This window comes from Actinomadura scrupuli (assembly GCF_050971785.1).
Lineage (GTDB): Bacteria > Actinomycetota > Actinomycetes > Streptosporangiales > Streptosporangiaceae > Actinomadura_E > Actinomadura_E scrupuli.
In genome coordinates, this window is sequence record NZ_JBPCCU010000005.1 from 560,439 (window position 1) to 577,799 (window position 17,361).

Below are 17,361 nucleotides of genomic sequence, written 5' to 3' on the forward strand. Positions count from 1 at the left end.
GAGACAAGACATGGACATCAAGAATTCCGTCGCGGTGGTCACCGGAGCCAACCGCGGTTTCGGCCGGCACCTGGCCGAGGGCCTGCTGGCGCGCGGCGCGGCGAAGGTCTACGCGGGAGCCCGCAACCCGGCCTCGGTCGACCTGCCCGGCGTGCAGCCGCTCCGCCTCGACATCACCGACCCCGAGTCGGTGGCCGCCGCCGCGGCCGTCGCGGGCGACGCCACGCTGCTCGTCAACAACGCGGGCATCTCCACCGGCACGGGTCTGCTCGACGGGGATCTCGCCGAGATCCGCAGGGAGATGGAGACGCACTACTTCGGCACCCTGGACATGACGCGCGCCTTCGCGCCCGTGCTGGCCGCCAACGGCGGCGGGGGCGTTCTCAACGTCCTGTCCGTGCTGTCCTGGATACACCTGCCGCACCTCGGCGCCTACAGCGCGGCCAAGGCAGCGGCGTGGGCGATGAGCAACGCGCTCCGGCTGGAGCTGGCGCCGCTCGGCATCTCGGTGACGGCCCTGCACGTCGGTTACATGGACACCGATATGACCGTCAACGTCGACGCTCCCAAGCTCGACCCCGCGACGGTCGCCGCCGACGCCCTCGACGGCATCGAGGCCGGTCTCGGGGAGGTCCTCGCCGACGATCTCAGCCGGCAGGTGAAGGCCGGGCTCGCGGCCGACCTCAAGGTTCTCTACCCGCAGCTGCCCTGACCTGCCGGCGACGGCGGGCTCAGGGGGCGGTCAGCCGTCGGCGACCACGGACAGCTCGGCCGGGGGAGCGGGCGCGGTGGACCGCCGCACGACGAGCTCGGGGCGGTAGAGCAGCTCGGTGCGCGGTGCCTTGGCCCCGCCGATCTCGTCCAGCAGGCTGCTCACCGCGGCCAGCCCCATGTCGCGTACCGGCTGGCGGATGGTGCTGAGGGGCGGGTCGAGGTAGGCGGTCAGCAGGGAGTCGTCGAACCCGACCACCGAGACGTCCTCGGGCACCCGCAGCCCGCGCTGCCGGACCCCGCGGATCGCCCCGATCGCCATGATGTCGCTGCCCGCGCAGATGGCGGTGCAGCCCTGGTCGAGCAGCTGCTGAGCGGCCGCCTGGCCGCCCTCGATGGTGAACAGCGTGTTGACGATGAGGTCGTCGACCTCGGTCATGCCGACGTGCTGGGCCATACCGTGCCGGAAGCCCTCGGTCCGCCGGATCGAGGTGACGAACCGCTCCTGGCCGACCGCGAGCCCGATCCGCCGGTGGCCCAGGCTGGCGAGGTGCCCCACCGACATCTCCAGGGAGGCGAAGTCGTCGTTGGAGATGAACGGCGCCTCGATGTCGGTGCGGTAGCCGTTGAGCAGCACGATCGGCAGGCCGCGGTCGGTGAGGCGGGTGTAGCGGGAGCGGTCCGACCGTGAGTCGGCGTGCAGCCCGTTGACGAAGATGATCCCCGCGACGCCGCGCTCCAGCAGCAGCTCGGTGTAGTCGTCCTCGGTGATGCCGCCGGGGGTCTGAGTGCACAGCACGGCGGTGTATCCGGCCATCGCCAGCGCGTTCTCGATGACCTGGGCGAACGCGGGAAAGATCGGGTTGGTCAGCTCGGGGATGATCAGCCCGATCAGCCCGGCCCGCTGCTGGCGCAGCCGGGGCGGGCGTTCGTAGCCCAGGACGTCCAGCGCGGTGAGCACCGCCTGCCGGGTGGTGACGGCGACCCCGGGCTTGCCGTTGAGGACGCGGCTGACGGTGGCCTCGCTCACCCCGGCGTGCGCCGCGAGGTCGGCGAGGCGTGTCGTCATGTGTCTGAACTTACCCTCCATCGACCTGGTCCTTCGGCGACATGGTCCACACGGCGGCGTCCGGCGCGACGATCAGGTGGTCGCCGTCCCGCTCGACCGGCCCGCTCGCCAGCACCGGCTCCCCGGTGATCGCGATCCGCGCGGGCCGTTCGCCCAGGTTGACCGCGCAGGCGAACGACCGGCCGCGGGCGAAGACCAGCGTGCCGGGCGGGCCGTCCAGCCAGCGCAGCGCGCCGTCCCCGAGGGCCTCGTGGTCACGGCGGATGCCCAGCGCCGCCCGGTAGAGCCGCAGCGTCGAGCCGGGCTCGGCCGACTGGGCCGCCACCGAGAGCTCCCGCCAGTGCGCCGGCGCGGGAAGCCAGCTCGAACCGGGCCCGAAGCCGTACGGCGGCTCCTCGCCGGACCAGGGGATGGGCACCCGGCAGCCGTCCCGGCCGGACTCGGGGTCGCGGGCCCGCTGCGGGTCCTGGAGGAACTCCTCGGGCAGGTCCAGCACCTCGGGCAGGCCGAGCTCCTCGCCCTGGTAGACGTAGGTGGAGCCGGGCAGCGCCAGGGTCAGCAGCGCGGCGGCCCGGGCCCGCCGCAGGCCGGTCTCGCCGTCGCCGTAGCGGGTGACGTGCCGCTGCACGTCGTGGTTGGACAGCACCCAGGTGGTGGGGGCGCCCACCGACCCGGCGGTGGCCAGCGACTCCTCGATGACCGCACGGAGCCTGCCCGCCTCCCACTCCGCGCTGAGGTAGTGGAAGTTGAAGGCCTGGTGCAGCTCGTCGGGACGGACGTAGTTCGCCAGCCGCTCGGCCGTCGGCGCCCAGGCCTCGGCCACCCCGATCCGCTCCCCGCCGTAGGAGTCGAGGAGGCGGCGCCAGCCACGGTGGATCTCGTGCACGCCGTCCTGGTCGAAGTACGGCAGCACGTTGGTGCCCAGCATCTTGATCTGGTCGTGGTGCCCGACGTCCGGCAGCCCGGCCTGCTTGACCATGCCGTGCGCGACGTCGATCCGGAATCCGTCGACGCCCAGGTCCAGCCAGAACCGCAGCACGTCGTCGAACTCCGACCGCACCTCGGGGTGCTCCCAGTCCAGGTCCGGCTGCTCGGGCGCGAACAGGTGGAGGTACCACTGGCCGTCGGGGACCCGGGTCCAGGCCGGTCCGCCGAACACCGACTCCCAGTCGTTGGGCGGCAGCGACCCGTCCGGACCGGTGCCGTCGCGGAACAGGTAGCGGGCGCGCTCGGGGCTGCCCGGCCCCGCGTCGAGGGCGTCCCGGAACCACGGGTGCCGGTCGGAGGTGTGGTTGGGCACGACGTCGACGATGATCCGCAGACCGTGCGCGTGGACGTCCTCGATCAGCGCCCGGGCGTCGGCCAGCGACCCGAACATCGGATCCACGTCGCGGTAGTCGGCCACGTCGTAGCCGAAGTCCGCCATCGGCGACGGGTAGAAGGGGGTCAGCCACAGCGCGTCCACCCCCAGCCCGGCCAGGTACGGCAGCCGGCTGCGGACCCCCGCCAGGTCGCCGATCCCGTCGCCGTCGCTGTCGGCGAAGCTGCGGACGTAGATCTGGTAGATCACCGCGTCCCGCCACCACCGGGTCGGCGCCGCGTCCGCGGCCACCCCCCTGACGGAGGGGTACGGAGCGGCGCGGTCCTGCGCGGGCGCAGGGGCGAAGCCGATGTGCTGAGTCAAGAGAATCCCCCGTGGTTCATACCTGATATCCCTGATATCGGCATACGAGCGGCAGAGTTACTTGATGCCGCCGGCCGTGAGGCCCGCGATGATGCGTCGCTGGAAGATGAGGACCACGATCACCAGCGGCACCGTGACGATGACCCCTGCGGCCATCTGGGTGCCGAACGGCTGGTCGAAGCCGGACGAGCCGGTGAACTTGGAGATGGCCACGGTGGCGGTGGTCATCTCCTTCTTGTTCACCATGGTCAGCGCGATGAGGAACTCGTTCCACGCGGCGATGAAGGTGATGATCGCGGTGGTGAAGACGCCCGGCGCGGCCAGCGGGATGATGATCTTCCGGAAGGCCTCACCGCGGGTACAACCGTCGACCATCGCGGCCTGTTCCAGTTCGAAGGGAAGCTGCCGGAAGAACACGGTCAGGTTCCAGATGGCCAGCGGCAGCGCGAACCCCAGGCTGGGCACGATCATCGCCTGGTAGGTGTTGATCCACTTGATGTCGGTGAACACCTTGAGCAGTGGCACGACCTGCGAGATGCCGGGGAACATCGTCGTGGCGATGATGAGCGCGAGCGTGGCGTTCTTGAACCGGAAGTCCAGCCGGGCCAGCGCGTACGCGGCGAAGATCCCGATGACCAGCACCAGCACGGTGGTGGTGCCGGCCACGATCACGCTGTTGACCAGGGACCGGCCGAAACCGTTGCCGGGCCGGAACACCGCCGTGTAGTTCTTCAGCGACCAGTGCGCGGGCACCACGGAGTTGTCGAACTGGTCCGCGGGCCGACGGAAGGCCGACACGATCATCCAGTAGAACGGGGCGAGGCAGTACCCCACCACCAGGACCACGCCGGCGTACGGCAGCGTGCGCCGGATCCTGCCGGTCCAGAGGGCCGTCGGCGTGGGGGCGGGCAGCGTGCTCATGGGCTCACCTTCGTCCGGCGCAGCAGCGGTCTCCTGGGCCCGGTGGTCCGGGCCTGCCCGATGATGTCGGCGCCCAGCAGTTTGACGAACACGTAGGCGATGACCGCGATGTAGACGAACAGCACGGTCGCGTACGCCGCGCCCAGCCCGTACCGCAGGTTGGAGGCCTCGTACAGGGCGAGCATGGAGAGGGTCTCCACCGACTCCTTGTGCGCGCCGATGAGGATGAACGGCAGGTCGAACATCCGGAGCGTGTCCAGCAGCCGGAACAGCACGGCGACCATCAGGGCGGGCTTGACCAGCGGCAGCGTGATCCGCCGGAACTGCTGGAAGGCGGAGGCCCCGTCCACCCGGGCCGCCTCGTAGACCTCACGCGGGATCATCTGCAGTCCCGCCAGCACGAGCAGCCCGACGAACGGCGCGGTCTTCCAGGTGTCGGCGATGATGACGGCGACCTTGGCGTGGAAGCCCTCGGTGGTCCAGAGCACCTTCTGCCCGATGAGGGAGTTGGCGATGCCGTCGGCTTGGAAGACCCAGCGCCACAGCAGCCCGGACACCGCGGTCGGGATCGCCCACGGCACCAGGACGCTCGCCCGGATCAGCCCCTTGCCGCGGAAGGCGCGCTGCATGATCAGGGCCATCGCGACGCCGAGCACCGTCTCGACGCCCACCTGGGTGACGGTGAAGAACGTGGTGTTCCAGAACGCGTTCCAGAAGGCGTGCGCGTTGTCGCCGGTGAAGATGGCGGTGTAGTTGCCGAGCCCGGAGAACTTGTCGCCGCTGACCACGAAGCCGCTGGAGTCCAGCCCCTCGCGGTGCTGGTAGAGCGACTCCCGGAAGGCGGCCAGCACGGGGTAGCCCACGACGAGGGCGAGGACGAGGAAGACGGGGGAGAGCAGCAGGGCGCTGAGCCGGCCCGTGCCCTGGGCGTCGCGGCGTCCGGCCCGGCGCCCGCCGCTGTCCGGCGCGGTGCCGGAGGGCTTTTTCGCGATGATGGTCGCCATACGGTCACTCCTCGACGACCGTGGCGGGGCGTTGGTACGGCGGCGCCCCGCCACGGTGCGGTCCGGCTTCGGCTAGGGCTGGATCAGCGTTCCGAGCTTGGTCTGCAGCTCGTTCAGTGCCTGGTCCGAGGTCTGCTTGCCGGTGATGACCGCGTACGCGGCCTCCTGGATGGCGGTGCTCACGTCGTTGTACTTGACGACCACGGGCCGGGCCTTGGCGTTCAGGATGGCGGCCTTCAGCGTCGGCAGGTAGGGGAACTTCTTCACCAGCTCCGGGTCGTCGTACAGCGACGCCACGGCCGGGGCCTGCGAGGTGGCCAGCAGGTTGGCCCGCTCGGTGTCCTCACCGGTGAGGTACTTGATGAAGTCCAGGGCCGTGGCCTTGTTCTTCGCGAACGCGGAGATCGCCAGGTTGTGCCCGCCGAGGGTGGAGGCGCCGGGGCCGGTCAGGCCGGGCAGCGGGGCGACCGCGAACTTGCCCGCGACCTTGGAGGAGCCGTCGGTCTTCTGGGCCAGGGCGTACTGGTACGGCCACTGCCGGTGGAAGACCAGCTTGCCGCCCTGGAAGGCGCGGCGTCCTTCCTCTTCCTTGTAGGTCAGGGACTCCCTGGGGAGGTAGCCCTTCTTGAAACCGTCCGCGAGGAAGTCCAGGCCCTGCTTGGCCTGCGGGGTGTTGACGGTCGGCTTGCCCGCGGCGTCCAGCACGGAGCCGCCCGCGCCGCCGATGACCTCGGAGGCGTTCACGGTCAGGCCCTCGTACTTGTCGAACTGCCCGGCGTAGCAGCTCGCGCCCTTGGCCTCGGGCAGCCCCTTGACCTTGTCGCAGGCGGCGAACATCTCGGCCCACGTCTTGGGGGCCTCCTTGACGCCGGCCTTGTCGAGCAGGTCCTTGCGGTAGTACAGCAGGCCGCCGTCGGAGACCGAGGGCACGGCGTACAGCTTGTCGCGGTACTGCCCGGTCGAGACGGTCGGAGCCAGGAACTTCGACAGGTCGACCTGGGTCTTGGGGATCTCGGTCACCCAGCGGTTGGCGGCGAACTCACCCGTCCAGACCACGTCCAGGTTGAGGATGGTGTACGCGTCCGACTTGGTCTGCGCGTTCTGCACCATCTGCTGGCGCTGGGAGTCGGCGTCCTCGGGCAGTTCGATGACCCGGGCCTGCTCGGTCGGGTGCTGGCCGTTCCAGGTGTCGATCTGCTTCTGCAGGTTGCCCGACAGGTCCTTTCCGGTCACGAAGGTGATCGGGCCCCGGCCGCTCAGTTCCGCACTGGTCGGCTGTGCCGTGGTCTTGCTGTCACTGCCGCCGCCGCAGGCGGCGAGCGCGAGCGCAAGGCCGGCTGCCAGACCGGCCATGGGGGTGCGCCGCATAGCGTCCTCCTCGATCAGGGGTCGTGCGCGACCCCAGAGCTGTCCCCAGATGTCATGCACAAGTGCTGACGTGGGGCGACTTGGCGGGGACATTAGCAACGGATTTCAGGTGTGTAAACGACTTGCTGAAAGATGCTGCAAGTCTTGTTACACATCCGTCATCCAGGCCTGACAAAGGGGCACGGGAGGCACGCCGGGGACGGCGTGACCGCCTGTACGGCTCGCACGCTCTGCACGGCCTTGCATGGTCTTGCATGGCTTTCAGGGTTTTTCCGGCGAGCCGGGCGAGGTGTTACAGGCTCGCGGTGAGGGCGGTGTCGACGGCCTCGGGCGCGAGGATCCGGTCGAGCACCAGCGTGGCGCAGCCGAGCAGCCCGGCCTCGTCACCGAGCCGGCTCGGCTCGATCCGCAGCTGCCGGGTGGCCAGCGCGGTGGAGCGCCGGTAGACCACCTCGCGCACGCCCGCGATCAGCGGCTCGTACGCTCCGGCGAGGTCACCGCCGAGGACGACCACGGCGGGGTTGAGCAGGTTGACGGCGGCGGCGATGACCTCGCCTATCTGGCGGCCCGCCTGCCGTACCAGCGTGACCACCTCCGGGTCCCCGGCCCGGGCGAGCGCGGCGAGCCCGGTCAGGTCGGCGGCCCGGCCGAGCCGGGCCAGCAGCGCGGCCCCGCCGGCGATCGTCTCCACGCACCCGACGTTGCCGCACCGGCACTGGATCCGGTCCGCGTCGCGCACCGGGATGTGCCCGATCTCGCCGGCCGCGCCGAGCGCGCCGCGCTGGATCCGGCCGCCCGCGATCACCCCGGCGCCTATCCCGGTGGACAGCTTCACGAACAGCAGGTCCTCGGTGCCGTCGCGGAGCCGGGCCCGGTGCTCGCCCAGGGCCATGACGTTCACGTCGTTGTCGACGTAGACCGGCGTCCGGAACCGTTCGGCCACCAGCGAGCGGACGTCGACCGCCCCGCCGGGGCGCCCCCACGGCGGGACGACCGGCGGGTCCTGGGCCCGGCCGGCGGCGAACTCCACCGTGCCGGGCATGCCGATCCCGGCTCCGCGCACAGCGCCCGGCTCCAGGCCGGCCTTGGCCAGCAGGCCCTGCCAGCTGTCCAGGATCGCGGACAGGACGGCCTGCGGTCCCGGACCGGGCGAGAGGTCCGCGGCCTGGTGCGCCAGGATCTCGCCGGCGAGATCGCAGACGGCGAGATGCCCGTGGGTGTGCCCCAGCGAGGCGACCAGCACGGCCCCGCCGGCGGCGTTGAAGTCCAGCCGGGCGGGCGGGCGCCCGCCGGTGGACGGCCCGTCCGCGCGCTCGGTGACCAGGCCGTGCGCGATCAGCTCGGTGACCCGCAGCGCAACGGCCGGCCGGGACAGCCCGGTGAGCCGGCCCAGCTCGGCGCGGGTGGCCACGCCCTCCTCACGGATGAGGCGGAGGACCTCACCGCTGGTGGAGGGACGTCGGGGCATCCGAACAGTGAACCACGGTCGACTTAGGAAGGTCGAGGCATTGAAATCGGAAACTTATGTAAGGTTTCCTTCATAAGAGGTCTTGTCCGACTTCATATGTACCGCTAGTTTCCTGATGTCAGCCCCCCACCCACGGAGCGCCTCTCGATGTCGCACCCCCTGCATCCCGTCGTCGAACGGGTCACGCAGCGCGTCGCCGGCCGCAGCGCCACGACTCGCGCGGCGTACCTGGCGCGCATCAGGGCGGCGGCCGCGCAGGGCCCGGCCCGTGGCGCGCTGGGCTGTGCCAACCTCGCGCACGGCCTCGCCGCCTGCGGGCCGGCCGACACGCTGGGGCTGCGCGGTCAGGTCAAGCCCAACATCGCGATCGTGTCGTCGTACAACGACATGCTCTCCGCCCACCAGCCGTTCAAGGACTACCCGGACATCCTGCGGGAGGCCGTCCGCGAGGCCGGCGGTGTCGCCCAGTTCGCCGGCGGCGTGCCCGCCATGTGCGACGGCATCACCCAGGGCCGGGCCGGCATGGAGCTGTCCCTCTACAGCCGGGACCTCATCGCGATGGCCACGGCGGTCGCTCTGGCGCACGACATGTTCGACGGCGCGCTGATGCTCGGCGTCTGCGACAAGATCGTGCCGGGCCTGGTGATCGGGGCGCTGTCGTTCGGGCATCTGCCGGTGGTCCTGGTGCCCGCCGGCCCGATGAGCTCCGGGCTGCCCAACAACGAGAAGAGCCGGGTCCGCAAGCTGTACGCCGAGGGCAAGGTCGACCGTGACCGGCTGCTGGAGGCCGAGTCCGCCTCCTACCACTCGCCGGGGACCTGCACCTTCTACGGCACCGCCAACTCCAACCAGATGCTCATGGAGGTCATGGGGCTGCACCTGCCGGGTGCGAGCTTCGTACCGCCCGGCACTCCGCTGCGCGAGGCGCTCACCGCCGCCGCCGGCCGCCGGGTGACCGAGCTGACCGCCCTCGGGGTGCCGGGCCGTGGCCACGCGGACGGCACCTACACCCCCGTCGGCGAGGTCGTCGACGAGAAGGCCCTGGTCAACGGCGTGGTGGCGCTGCTGGCCACCGGGGGCTCCACCAACCACACACTGCACCTGGTCGCCATCGCCGCAGCCGCCGGCATCGAGCTGACCTGGGACGACTTCGCCGACCTGTCGACGGTGACCCCGTTGCTGACCCGGATCTATCCGAACGGGTCGGCGGATGTGAACCATTTCCACGCCGCCGGCGGTACCGCCTTCCTGATCTCGGAGCTGCTCGGCGCCGGGCTGCTCCACGAGGACGTGCGGACCGTCGGCGGCGGGGGACTGGGGGAGTACCGCGCCATCCCGCGGCTGCTCTCGGGCACGCTGAGCTGGCGGCCGGGACCGGAGCACAGCGGCGATCCCGCCGTGCTCCGCCCGGCCGCCGAACCGTTCGCGCCCGAAGGCGGGCTGCGCATGGTCGACGGCAACCTCGGCCGCGCGGTGGCCAAGGTCTCGGCCGTCTCCCGCGACCACCGGCTGGTCGAGGCGCCCGCCCGGGTCTTCGAGGACCAGGAGGGGCTGCACGAGGCGTTCGCCGCCGGGGAGCTCGACCGGGACGTCGTCGTGGTCGTCCGCTACCAGGGGCCGCGCGCCAACGGCATGCCGGAGCTGCACAAGCTGACCCCGCCGCTGTCGGTGCTGCTCGACCGGGGGCACCGGGTCGCGCTGGTCACCGACGGGCGCATGTCGGGCGCGTCCGGCGCCGTGCCCGCCGCCATCCACGTCTCGCCCGAGGCCGCCGCGGGCGGGCCGCTCGCCCGGGTACGGGACGGGGACGTGATCCGGTTCGACGTGGACGCGGAGAAGCTCCAGGTCCTGGTGCCGGACGAGGAGTTCGCCGCCCGAGAGCCCATCGGGGGTGCTCTCGGGCGCGACGAGTGGGCCGGCACCGGCCGTGAGCTGTTCGCCGCCTTCCGCCAGGCGGTGGGACCGGCCGAGCGCGGGGCACGGGTCTTCTGAGATGATCGCCCCCTCCGCCGAACGGCCGTGGCTGGTCGCCGACATCGGCGGCACCAACGCCCGCTTCGGGCTGGTCGAGGCGCCGGGCGCGCCTCCCTCCCGCATCGAGGTGCTGTCCTGTGCCGACCACCCGGGGCTGACCGAGGCCGCCCGGGCCTACCTCTCCCGGTACGCCGGCGTGCGGCCCACCGCGGGGTGCGTGGCGGTGGCCGCCGCGACCCGGGGCGGCGCCTTCCGGATGACCAACGCGCACTGGTCCGGCACCACTGCGGAGATCCGCGCCGACCTCGGGTTCGAGCACCTCGAGCTGATCAACGACTTCATGGCGCTGGCCCGCGCCCTGCCCTCCCTCGGCCCCGCCGACCTGCGGGCGATCGGCGGCGGCACCCGCCGGCCGGAACTGCCGGTGGCCGTGCTCGGGCCCGGCACCGGGATGGGGCTGGCCGGGCTGGTCCCGGTGGGCGGCGGCTGGGTGCCGATCGCCGCCGAGGGCGGTCACGCGGACCTGCCTTACGAGACGCCGGGCGAGATCGAGGTGGTCCGCCTGCTGCGCGCCGAGCACGGATCGGCGCACGCCGAGCTGGTGCTGTCGGGGCCCGGCCTGTCCCGGCTGCACCGGCTGCTCGCCACCGTCCACGGGGTGGCCGCCGAGCCCCTCACCGCCGGTGAGATCTGCGCCGCCCGTACCGACCCGCTGTGCGCCGAGGCGCTGGACATGTTCTGCGCGCTGTTCGGCTCCTTCGCCGGTAACGCCGCGCTCACCCTGGGCGCCCGGGGCGGGGTCTTCCTCGGCGGCGGCATCCTCCCGCGCATCGCCGAGACCCTGGAGCACAGCGACTTCCGCCGCCGGTTCGAGGCCAAGTCGCCCGCGGTCGCGGACTACCTGCGGGCCATCCCCACCCTGCTCATCGTCGCCCCGACCCCGGCGCTGGCCGGGGCCGCCGCCTGGCTCGGCGACCGCCTGTCCACGCTGGAGACGGTGTGACCCGCTCCCGCAACCCCGTCCCCCGTTGGGAAGCCGTGCTGTGAACGCCCGTGAACTGATGGAGCTGTGCCCGGTCGTACCGGTCGTCGTGCTGGAGGATGCGCGGCACGCGGTCCCGCTGGCCCGCGCGCTGGTGGCGGGCGGGCTGCCCGCGATCGAGCTGACGCTCCGTACCCCCGCCGCGCTGGAGGCGATCGAGCGGATCGCCGCCGAGGTGCCGGACGCCGTGGTCGGGGCCGGCACCGTCACCACCCCCGGCCAGGTCCGGGACGCGGCCGGCGCCGGTGCCCGGTTCCTGGTCAGCCCCGGCTGCACCGGCCCGCTGCGTGAGGCCATGACCGGCAGCGGGCTGCCCTTCCTGCCCGGGGTCGCGACGGCGTCCGAGGCGCTGGCCCTGCTGGAACACGGCATCACCGCCATGAAGTTCTTCCCCGCCGAGGCCGCCGGCGGCGCCGCCTACCTGCGGGCGCTCGGCGGACCGCTGCCGCAGGTCACGTTCTGCCCGACCGGCGGCATCACCCCGGAGAGCGCGGCCGGCTATCTCGCGCTGCCCAACGTGGGCTGCGTCGGCGGCTCCTGGCTCACCCCGCCCGGCCTGGTGCGGGCCGGTGACTGGGACCGGATCGAGGACCTCGCCCGGAAGGCCGCCGCCCTGCGCTCCTGACCCGGCCGGCCCGGGTCACTACCGTAAGGTCCGCACATGAGCGATATCGGCAAGGACTTCGCCGGTGCGCTGCGGCAGGCCATCCGGAGGAGCGACCTGACGCTGGATCGGCTGCGGCATCGGCTCGACGGGCACGGTGTGCAGGTCAGCGTGGCCACGCTCAGCCACTGGCAGCGCGGCCGGAGCAGGCCCGGGTCCCCGGCGGCGGTGGAGGCCCTGGAGCGGGTCCTCGGGCTCGCGCCCGGCCGCCTGGCGGGCCTGCTGGACGAGCGGGACGAGCAGCCGCCGATCCGCCGTACCGTCGCCGACCTGTGGCCCGACCCGGAGCTGTTCGCGCGCACGCTCGCCCAGCTCGACCGGTCCGGCGACCACCGGCTCGAACGGCTGAGCCTGCACGACGTCTGCAGCTTCGACGCGAACATGCGGCCGCGCACGCTGGCGGTGCGGGAGGTGCTGCGCGCCTCGGGCGACGACATCGACCGGGTCATCGGCGTCCACCAGGTGGACGCTCCCGGTTCGCCGCCGGCGCTCGGCGCGCTGCGCTACTGCCGGCCGGGCCGGGTGCGCACGGAGGCGGGCCTGGTGGCGTTCGAGCTCTTCCTCGACCGGGTCCTCATGGACGGCGAGACCGCGGTCGTGGAGTACGAGCTGCTGTTCCCGGAGAACGGGCCGCTCGGCCGCCATTACGGACGACGCTTTTCGCATCCGGTACGTGACTATCTCGTGGTGGCACAATTCCATCCGGACGCATTTCCGTCACGTTGCCACCGTTATGAACAGGACACCGACGCGGCCCGCCGGAAGCGGCTCAATGAGCTGTGGATAGGCACGTCGGGTAGTGCTCACTTCGCTGTCAGTGATGTGCGCCGGGGAATCACCGGCATCGAGTGGGAACAGAATTAACAGTTAAATCTACCGCTCCTTGAAAACGTTGACCGCCTTTACCGCCGTCGTTGACGATTCTTCTCGCTCGCCTTCGCGAGCCGGACGCATTTTGTTGCGGCCGCCCTCCGCCAAGCGAAGGAGAAACCCGGTGAGAAGGCTCCTACTTTCCGTTGCGGCAGCGGTGCTGCTGGTCGCCGGTCTGACGGCCCCCGCCAGCGCCGCCCCCCTGGTCGCGGTCACCGCGGCACCGGCGGGCCAGGGCATTTCCGGCCAGTACATCATCACCCTGAAAAAGGGCGCCTCGATCAGCGCCGCGGTCTCACGCTCCCATTCCAGTCCGCTGTACCGCTACGGCAAGGTGCTCAACGGCTTCGCGGCGAAGCTGTCGTCCGCACAGCTGACCAGGCTCCGCTCCGACTCCAGCGTCGCCGCCATCGAAGAGGACGGCGTCATGAAGATCGACACCACCCAGAGCAACCCGCCGTCCTGGGGGCTGGACCGTATCGACCAGAGACCGCTGCCGCTGTCGGCGAGCTACACCTACACCAGCACCGGGTCGAGCGTGTACGCCTACGTCATCGACACCGGCATCTACACGTCCAACTCCGACTTCGGCGGCCGCGCGACGGTGGCCTACGACGCCCTGGGCGGCAACGGCCAGGACTGCAACGGGCACGGCACCCATGTGGCCGGCACCATCGGCGGCACCTCCTACGGCGTGGCAAAGAGCGTCCGGCTGCGCGCCGTACGCGTGCTGAACTGCAGCGGGTCGGGGACGAACTCCCAGGTCATCGCCGGTATGAACTGGGTGGCCACCAACCACGTGAACCCGGCCGTGGCGAACATGTCACTCGGCGGGGGCTACTCCAGCTCCGTCAACAGCGCGGCCAACAACCTGGCCAACTCCGGGGTCTTCCTGGCGGTGGCGGCCGGTAACAGCGGCGCCAACGCCTGCAACTCCTCGCCCTCCAGCGCCGCCAACGTGACGGCCGTCGCGGCGAGCAGCCGGACCGACAGCAAGCCGTCCTGGAGCAACTACGGATCATGCGTCACCCTGTACGCGCCCGGGGTGGACATCGTCTCGGACTACCTGAGCGGCACCGCGACGCTCAGCGGGACCTCGATGGCCAGCCCGCACGTGGCCGGGGTCGCGGCCCTCTACAAGGCCACCTACGGCAACGCGTCCTACTCCACCATCCGCAGCTGGCTGATCAGCAACGCCACCACGGGAGCGATCACCAACAACCCGTCCGGCACTCCGAACCGGCTGCTCTACAGCGGGCTCTGACCTGACCCACGTCCGGCTCCGGTCCGGCAGGAAAGGCTCCGTGCGTCGTGTACGCGGCGCGCGGAGCCTTTGTCGTTTGTGAAAATCTACCGTTGACTAATTGCAGCCGTTGTCATCTAGTAAATCAGGACGTCAAGGCTGAGTCGGGGGGCGGCCGCCGCCCGACCGGGAGGCCTTACCAGTGCAGAGCGTAACGGAGGACGATCTCCTCCACCTGCTGCGGCTCGGTCCCTTCCATGTGGCGCTGCAAGCGGCGATCCAGGCCCGTGGGCTGAGTCTGGAAACGTTGCAGCAGCGGCTCGGCGAACAGGGTATCCGGGTCAGTCTCTCCAGCTTGAGTTACTGGCAGCGCGGCCGTACCCGGCCGGTGCGGGCCGATTCACTGCGCGCGGTGCGCGGTCTGGAGGCCATTCTCCGCCTGCCGCGCCATTCACTGCTCACGCTGCTCCCGCCGCTTCTCGGCACGTCCGCCGACCGATCCCCGGCGGGCACCTCGATGCCCATGGAGGAGATCTGCCCCGAGCCCGGCGTCCGGGATCTGCTGGAGGAGATCGGCGACCATACCGACGGCCGGCTGACCGGCCTCAGCCTGCACGACCGGCACGTCATCGGACCGCGACGCGACCTGCGCGAGCTGCGGACGCGGGCGGTGCTCCAGGCGCAGCAGCACGGCGTGGACCGATGGCTCGCCGTCTACCACAGCCCGCACCACGGGGCGCTGCCCACCCGGCGGGAGGCGAGCCGCTGCCGGTTCGGCCGGGTCCGCGCGGACCCGGCCAGCGGCCTGATCGCGGCGGAGCTGCTGTTCGACCGGTCGCTGCGGCAGGGGGAGACGTACCTGCTGGAGTACGGCTTCGGGTTCGAGGACGCCGGCCCGGCCGTCACCCAGGAGGGGCGCGGCTTCCGGCTGCCCCAGCACGAGTACCTGCTGGAGATCCAGTTCCATCCGGAGGTGCTCCCGGCACGGTGTTACCGCACCTGGCGCCCCGACGCGCAGACCGCCGTCGCGGACACGGCGGACCTGCGGATGTCGAGCTCGCACGCGGTGCACTTCATCGAGTTCGGGGTGGCCGGCTACCACGGCATCCGCTGGGAGTGGGACTGACCGGCACGGTGCCGCGCGGCCGGTCCGGCGTCACCGCGGGGGCGGCCGGTGCATCCGGTGCCACCGGCGGCCGTGCGCCATTCCCACCACCGCCATGACCAGCCAGATGACGAAGAACACCCGCAGCACCGCGAAGGCCGCCCAGCCGGAGAAGGCCGTGGCGATGACGACGATGAGGGCGGCGGCCAGCAGCAGCCGCAGCGGGCGGGGCCCGTGGTGGTGATGCGCCGGCGCCATGCCCTGGCGGCGCGCGAGCCGCCGGTGGGCCGCCCACGGCGGTCCGCCCCAGCCTTCGGCGGCCGCGCCCGGTGCGTACGCGCCCGGATGGTACGCGGCCGGCGGCTTGGGGAGATCCCGGTCGATCTCGCGCAGCTCACCGGCGGTCTTGGCGGTCAGTGTGGCGGCCAGCCGCTCGTCGAGTTCCTCGCGGTCCAGCCGGCCCTGCACGAAGTGCTCGTGCAGGGATTCGGCCATCTTGTCGCGTTCGGCGTCACCGACACGCAGGTAGTCGGGGCCTGTCATCTCGTCATCCCTCGCCGTCGTCGCTGGTGGGGTTCTGGGTGTCCTCGGCGAGCAGGCCGTACAGCCGGCGCCGGGTCGCGGCGACCAGCCGCCGGGCCTCGGCGATCTGCTCCTCCGAGCCCGCGTTGACGACCTGCATCAGCGCGCCGCCCATCTGGGCGGCCTCCTTGAACAGGTCGCCGATACCGCCCCCGGGGCCGCTCGTCGCGGGCATCGGCCAGGGGGTCCTCAGCTCGTCTGCGTGCTCCTCGACGTAGGCGCGGCCCGCGTCGGTGAGATGGAACGTCTTGCGCCCGGACTCTTCGACGCCCTCGATCAGGCCCTCGTCGGCGAGCTGCTGCAGCGCCGGGTAGACGGCTCCGGGACTCGGCCGCCAGATGCCGCCGCTGCGCTCGTCGACCTCCTGGATGATCTGGTAGCCGTTGAACGGGCCCTCGGTCAGCAGTGCCAGGATGGCCGCCCGCACGTCGCCCTTCTTGGCCTTGGGCGGGGCCTCCCACGGGCCCTGATGACCCCACGGGCCGCGGCCCCGGTGCCCGTGACCGTGCGGCCCGCGTCCCCAGGGGGCCTGACCGCCGAGGAACCAGGCGGCGCCGGGGAAGTCACCGCGCATGCCGTGCCGGACACCGCGCTTGACGCCTTCCTGCGCCACCTCCTGCGCGACCTTGGCGGCGGCGCCGGCGACCTTGGCCGCCGCCTGCGCGGCGGCCTGGGCCGCGGCCTCCCACGGCTGCTCCGGCCCCGAGTCTCCCGATGTGGATCCCATGTTCTTCACCTTCTTCTGAGAGCTCTCTCAGAGCACTCACGATACGCCAACGATATATCGGAAACGAAGAGAGTCAAGGTTTGGTTCCCGGTCGCCCGAGAGGGGGGCCGTCTTCCCGTTGCTTTGCCCTGACCACCGATACGCGGCCTCGGGGCGGGGCCGTCTTCCCGTTGCTTTGCCCTGACCATCGATACGCGGCCTCGCCGGGGGCCGGCAGGCTGCGTGGGCGTGGGCGGGGCGTGGGCGTGGGGCCGGGGCCGCGCCGGGGTGGTCAGGGCAAAGCAACCCGGGCGTCATGGCGGCGGGCCGGGGCGACGGTGGCCGGTGCCGGGCCGGATGCGGCCGGCTCGGTCCGGTGCCGCCACCGCCGGCGGCGCCCTGGCACCCGGCTGAGTGGGCCGGGTTCAGTGCAGGCGGCTCTGCCAGTCCGCGGGGACGTTTCCGGCGGGTCCCGGTACCGGCTGGTCTAGCGGACGATGCGTCGGCGGCGCCAGCCCGGGCCCCTCGTAGAACTGCTCGGTGGTGAAGTCCCAGAACCAGTCCTCTCCGGGCTCGAAGCTGGTGATCAGCGGGTGCCCCTCCTGCGCGGCGTGCGCCCTGGCGTGCTGGGACGGAGACGAGTCACAACAGCCGATGTGCCCGCAGGCGGCACAACGGCGCAGGTGGAACCACCACCCGTCCACAGCGAGGCATTCGGCGCATCCGGTGCCGCTGGGTGCCGCGGCCGGATCGATCTGCGGTTCGTTCATCGGTTCCTCGGCTCGGGTCGACTGCGCTTCCGTTACGGAAACTACCCGCCGGGGCGTGCCGCTGAGCTGCCGGGAGGCACCGGGGCCGTCCTGTTCGTCCGTGAATGAACCCCGCTCAGCCTGCCCTGCGTACTTCTTACCGAGTTGTCGGTGATCTTCCATATCGGCCCTGACCCCCCG

The 17,361-nt window shown here is 71.6% G+C and carries 16 protein-coding genes; 7 read left to right on the forward strand and 9 right to left on the reverse strand.

All coding sequences use genetic code 11. The features are described from left to right. Positions 1–10 precede the first annotated feature (10 nt). Positions 11–712 carry an SDR family oxidoreductase gene (locus tag ACRYCC_RS25180; protein ID WP_433815940.1) on the forward strand — a complete coding sequence of 234 codons (702 nt, stop codon included), beginning with the start codon at positions 11–13 and terminating at the stop codon, positions 710–712. A 30-nt stretch (positions 713–742) separates the two neighbouring features. Here the strand turns inward: ACRYCC_RS25180 and ACRYCC_RS25185 are convergent, their stop codons facing one another. The 6 genes from ACRYCC_RS25185 to ACRYCC_RS25210 form a co-directional block, all read right to left on the reverse strand. Beyond that, complete coding sequence (locus ACRYCC_RS25185) at positions 743–1,780, reverse strand: LacI family DNA-binding transcriptional regulator (protein ID WP_433815942.1); 1,038 nt, start codon at positions 1,778–1,780, stop codon at positions 743–745. A gap of 10 nt (positions 1,781–1,790) precedes the next feature. Continuing rightward, on the reverse strand, positions 1,791–3,392 hold the full coding sequence (locus tag ACRYCC_RS25190; RefSeq protein ID WP_433816059.1) for a glycoside hydrolase family 13 protein: 1,602 nt from the start codon (positions 3,390–3,392) through the stop codon (positions 1,791–1,793). 129 nt (positions 3,393–3,521) lie between these two features. Then, positions 3,522–4,385, reverse strand: coding sequence for a carbohydrate ABC transporter permease (locus tag ACRYCC_RS25195; protein WP_433815943.1), 864 nt, complete (start codon positions 4,383–4,385; stop codon positions 3,522–3,524). Then, positions 4,382–5,389 (reverse strand): carbohydrate ABC transporter permease, encoded by a 1,008-nt coding sequence (locus ACRYCC_RS25200; protein ID WP_433815945.1) that lies wholly within the window; start codon positions 5,387–5,389, stop codon positions 4,382–4,384. Before ACRYCC_RS25200 ends, ACRYCC_RS25195 begins: the two co-directional genes overlap by 4 nt. 72 nt (positions 5,390–5,461) lie before the next feature. Beyond that, positions 5,462–6,757, reverse strand: a complete 1,296-nt coding sequence (locus ACRYCC_RS25205; RefSeq protein WP_433815947.1) for an ABC transporter substrate-binding protein — start codon at positions 6,755–6,757, stop codon at positions 5,462–5,464. 292 nt (positions 6,758–7,049) lie between these two features. Continuing rightward, complete coding sequence (locus tag ACRYCC_RS25210) at positions 7,050–8,225, reverse strand: ROK family transcriptional regulator (protein WP_433815949.1); 1,176 nt, start codon at positions 8,223–8,225, stop codon at positions 7,050–7,052. Between the two features lie 147 nt (positions 8,226–8,372). Between ACRYCC_RS25210 and edd the strand changes: the two genes are divergently transcribed. The 6 genes from edd to ACRYCC_RS25240 all read left to right on the forward strand — a co-directional run bounded on the left by edd (position 8,373) and on the right by ACRYCC_RS25240 (position 15,144). After that, positions 8,373–10,217 (forward strand): phosphogluconate dehydratase, encoded by a 1,845-nt coding sequence (gene edd / locus ACRYCC_RS25215; protein ID WP_433815951.1) that lies wholly within the window; start codon positions 8,373–8,375, stop codon positions 10,215–10,217. A gap of 1 nt (position 10,218) precedes the next feature. After that, the gene (gene glk, locus ACRYCC_RS25220) at positions 10,219–11,202 is read left to right on the forward strand and encodes a glucokinase (protein WP_433815953.1); all 984 of its coding nucleotides are present in this window, start codon (positions 10,219–10,221) and stop codon (positions 11,200–11,202) included. 40 nt (positions 11,203–11,242) lie between these two features. Then, the gene (gene eda / locus ACRYCC_RS25225) at positions 11,243–11,866 is read left to right on the forward strand and encodes a bifunctional 4-hydroxy-2-oxoglutarate aldolase/2-dehydro-3-deoxy-phosphogluconate aldolase (RefSeq protein WP_433815955.1); all 624 of its coding nucleotides are present in this window, start codon (positions 11,243–11,245) and stop codon (positions 11,864–11,866) included. 36 nt (positions 11,867–11,902) lie between these two features. Next, positions 11,903–12,769 (forward strand): helix-turn-helix domain-containing protein, encoded by an 867-nt coding sequence (locus tag ACRYCC_RS25230; protein ID WP_433815957.1) that lies wholly within the window; start codon positions 11,903–11,905, stop codon positions 12,767–12,769. A gap of 130 nt (positions 12,770–12,899) precedes the next feature. Beyond that, positions 12,900–14,039 carry a S8 family peptidase gene (locus tag ACRYCC_RS25235; protein ID WP_433815958.1) on the forward strand — a complete coding sequence of 380 codons (1,140 nt, stop codon included), beginning with the start codon at positions 12,900–12,902 and terminating at the stop codon, positions 14,037–14,039. A 181-nt stretch (positions 14,040–14,220) separates the two neighbouring features. After that, positions 14,221–15,144 carry a helix-turn-helix domain-containing protein gene (locus ACRYCC_RS25240; protein ID WP_433815960.1) on the forward strand — a complete coding sequence of 308 codons (924 nt, stop codon included), beginning with the start codon at positions 14,221–14,223 and terminating at the stop codon, positions 15,142–15,144. 30 nt (positions 15,145–15,174) lie between these two features. Here ACRYCC_RS25240 and ACRYCC_RS25245 read toward each other — a convergent pair whose 3' ends face one another. From ACRYCC_RS25245 to ACRYCC_RS25255, 3 genes are all read right to left on the reverse strand, one after another. Further along, positions 15,175–15,666 carry a DUF1707 SHOCT-like domain-containing protein gene (locus ACRYCC_RS25245; protein WP_433815962.1) on the reverse strand — a complete coding sequence of 164 codons (492 nt, stop codon included), beginning with the start codon at positions 15,664–15,666 and terminating at the stop codon, positions 15,175–15,177. 4 nt (positions 15,667–15,670) lie between these two features. Continuing rightward, on the reverse strand, positions 15,671–16,432 hold the full coding sequence (locus ACRYCC_RS25250) for a PadR family transcriptional regulator (protein ID WP_433815963.1): 762 nt from the start codon (positions 16,430–16,432) through the stop codon (positions 15,671–15,673). Positions 16,433–16,836: 404 nt separating this feature from the next. Continuing rightward, complete coding sequence (locus tag ACRYCC_RS25255) at positions 16,837–17,181, reverse strand: UBP-type zinc finger domain-containing protein (RefSeq protein WP_433815965.1); 345 nt, start codon at positions 17,179–17,181, stop codon at positions 16,837–16,839. Between the last annotated feature and the right edge of the window lie 180 nt (positions 17,182–17,361).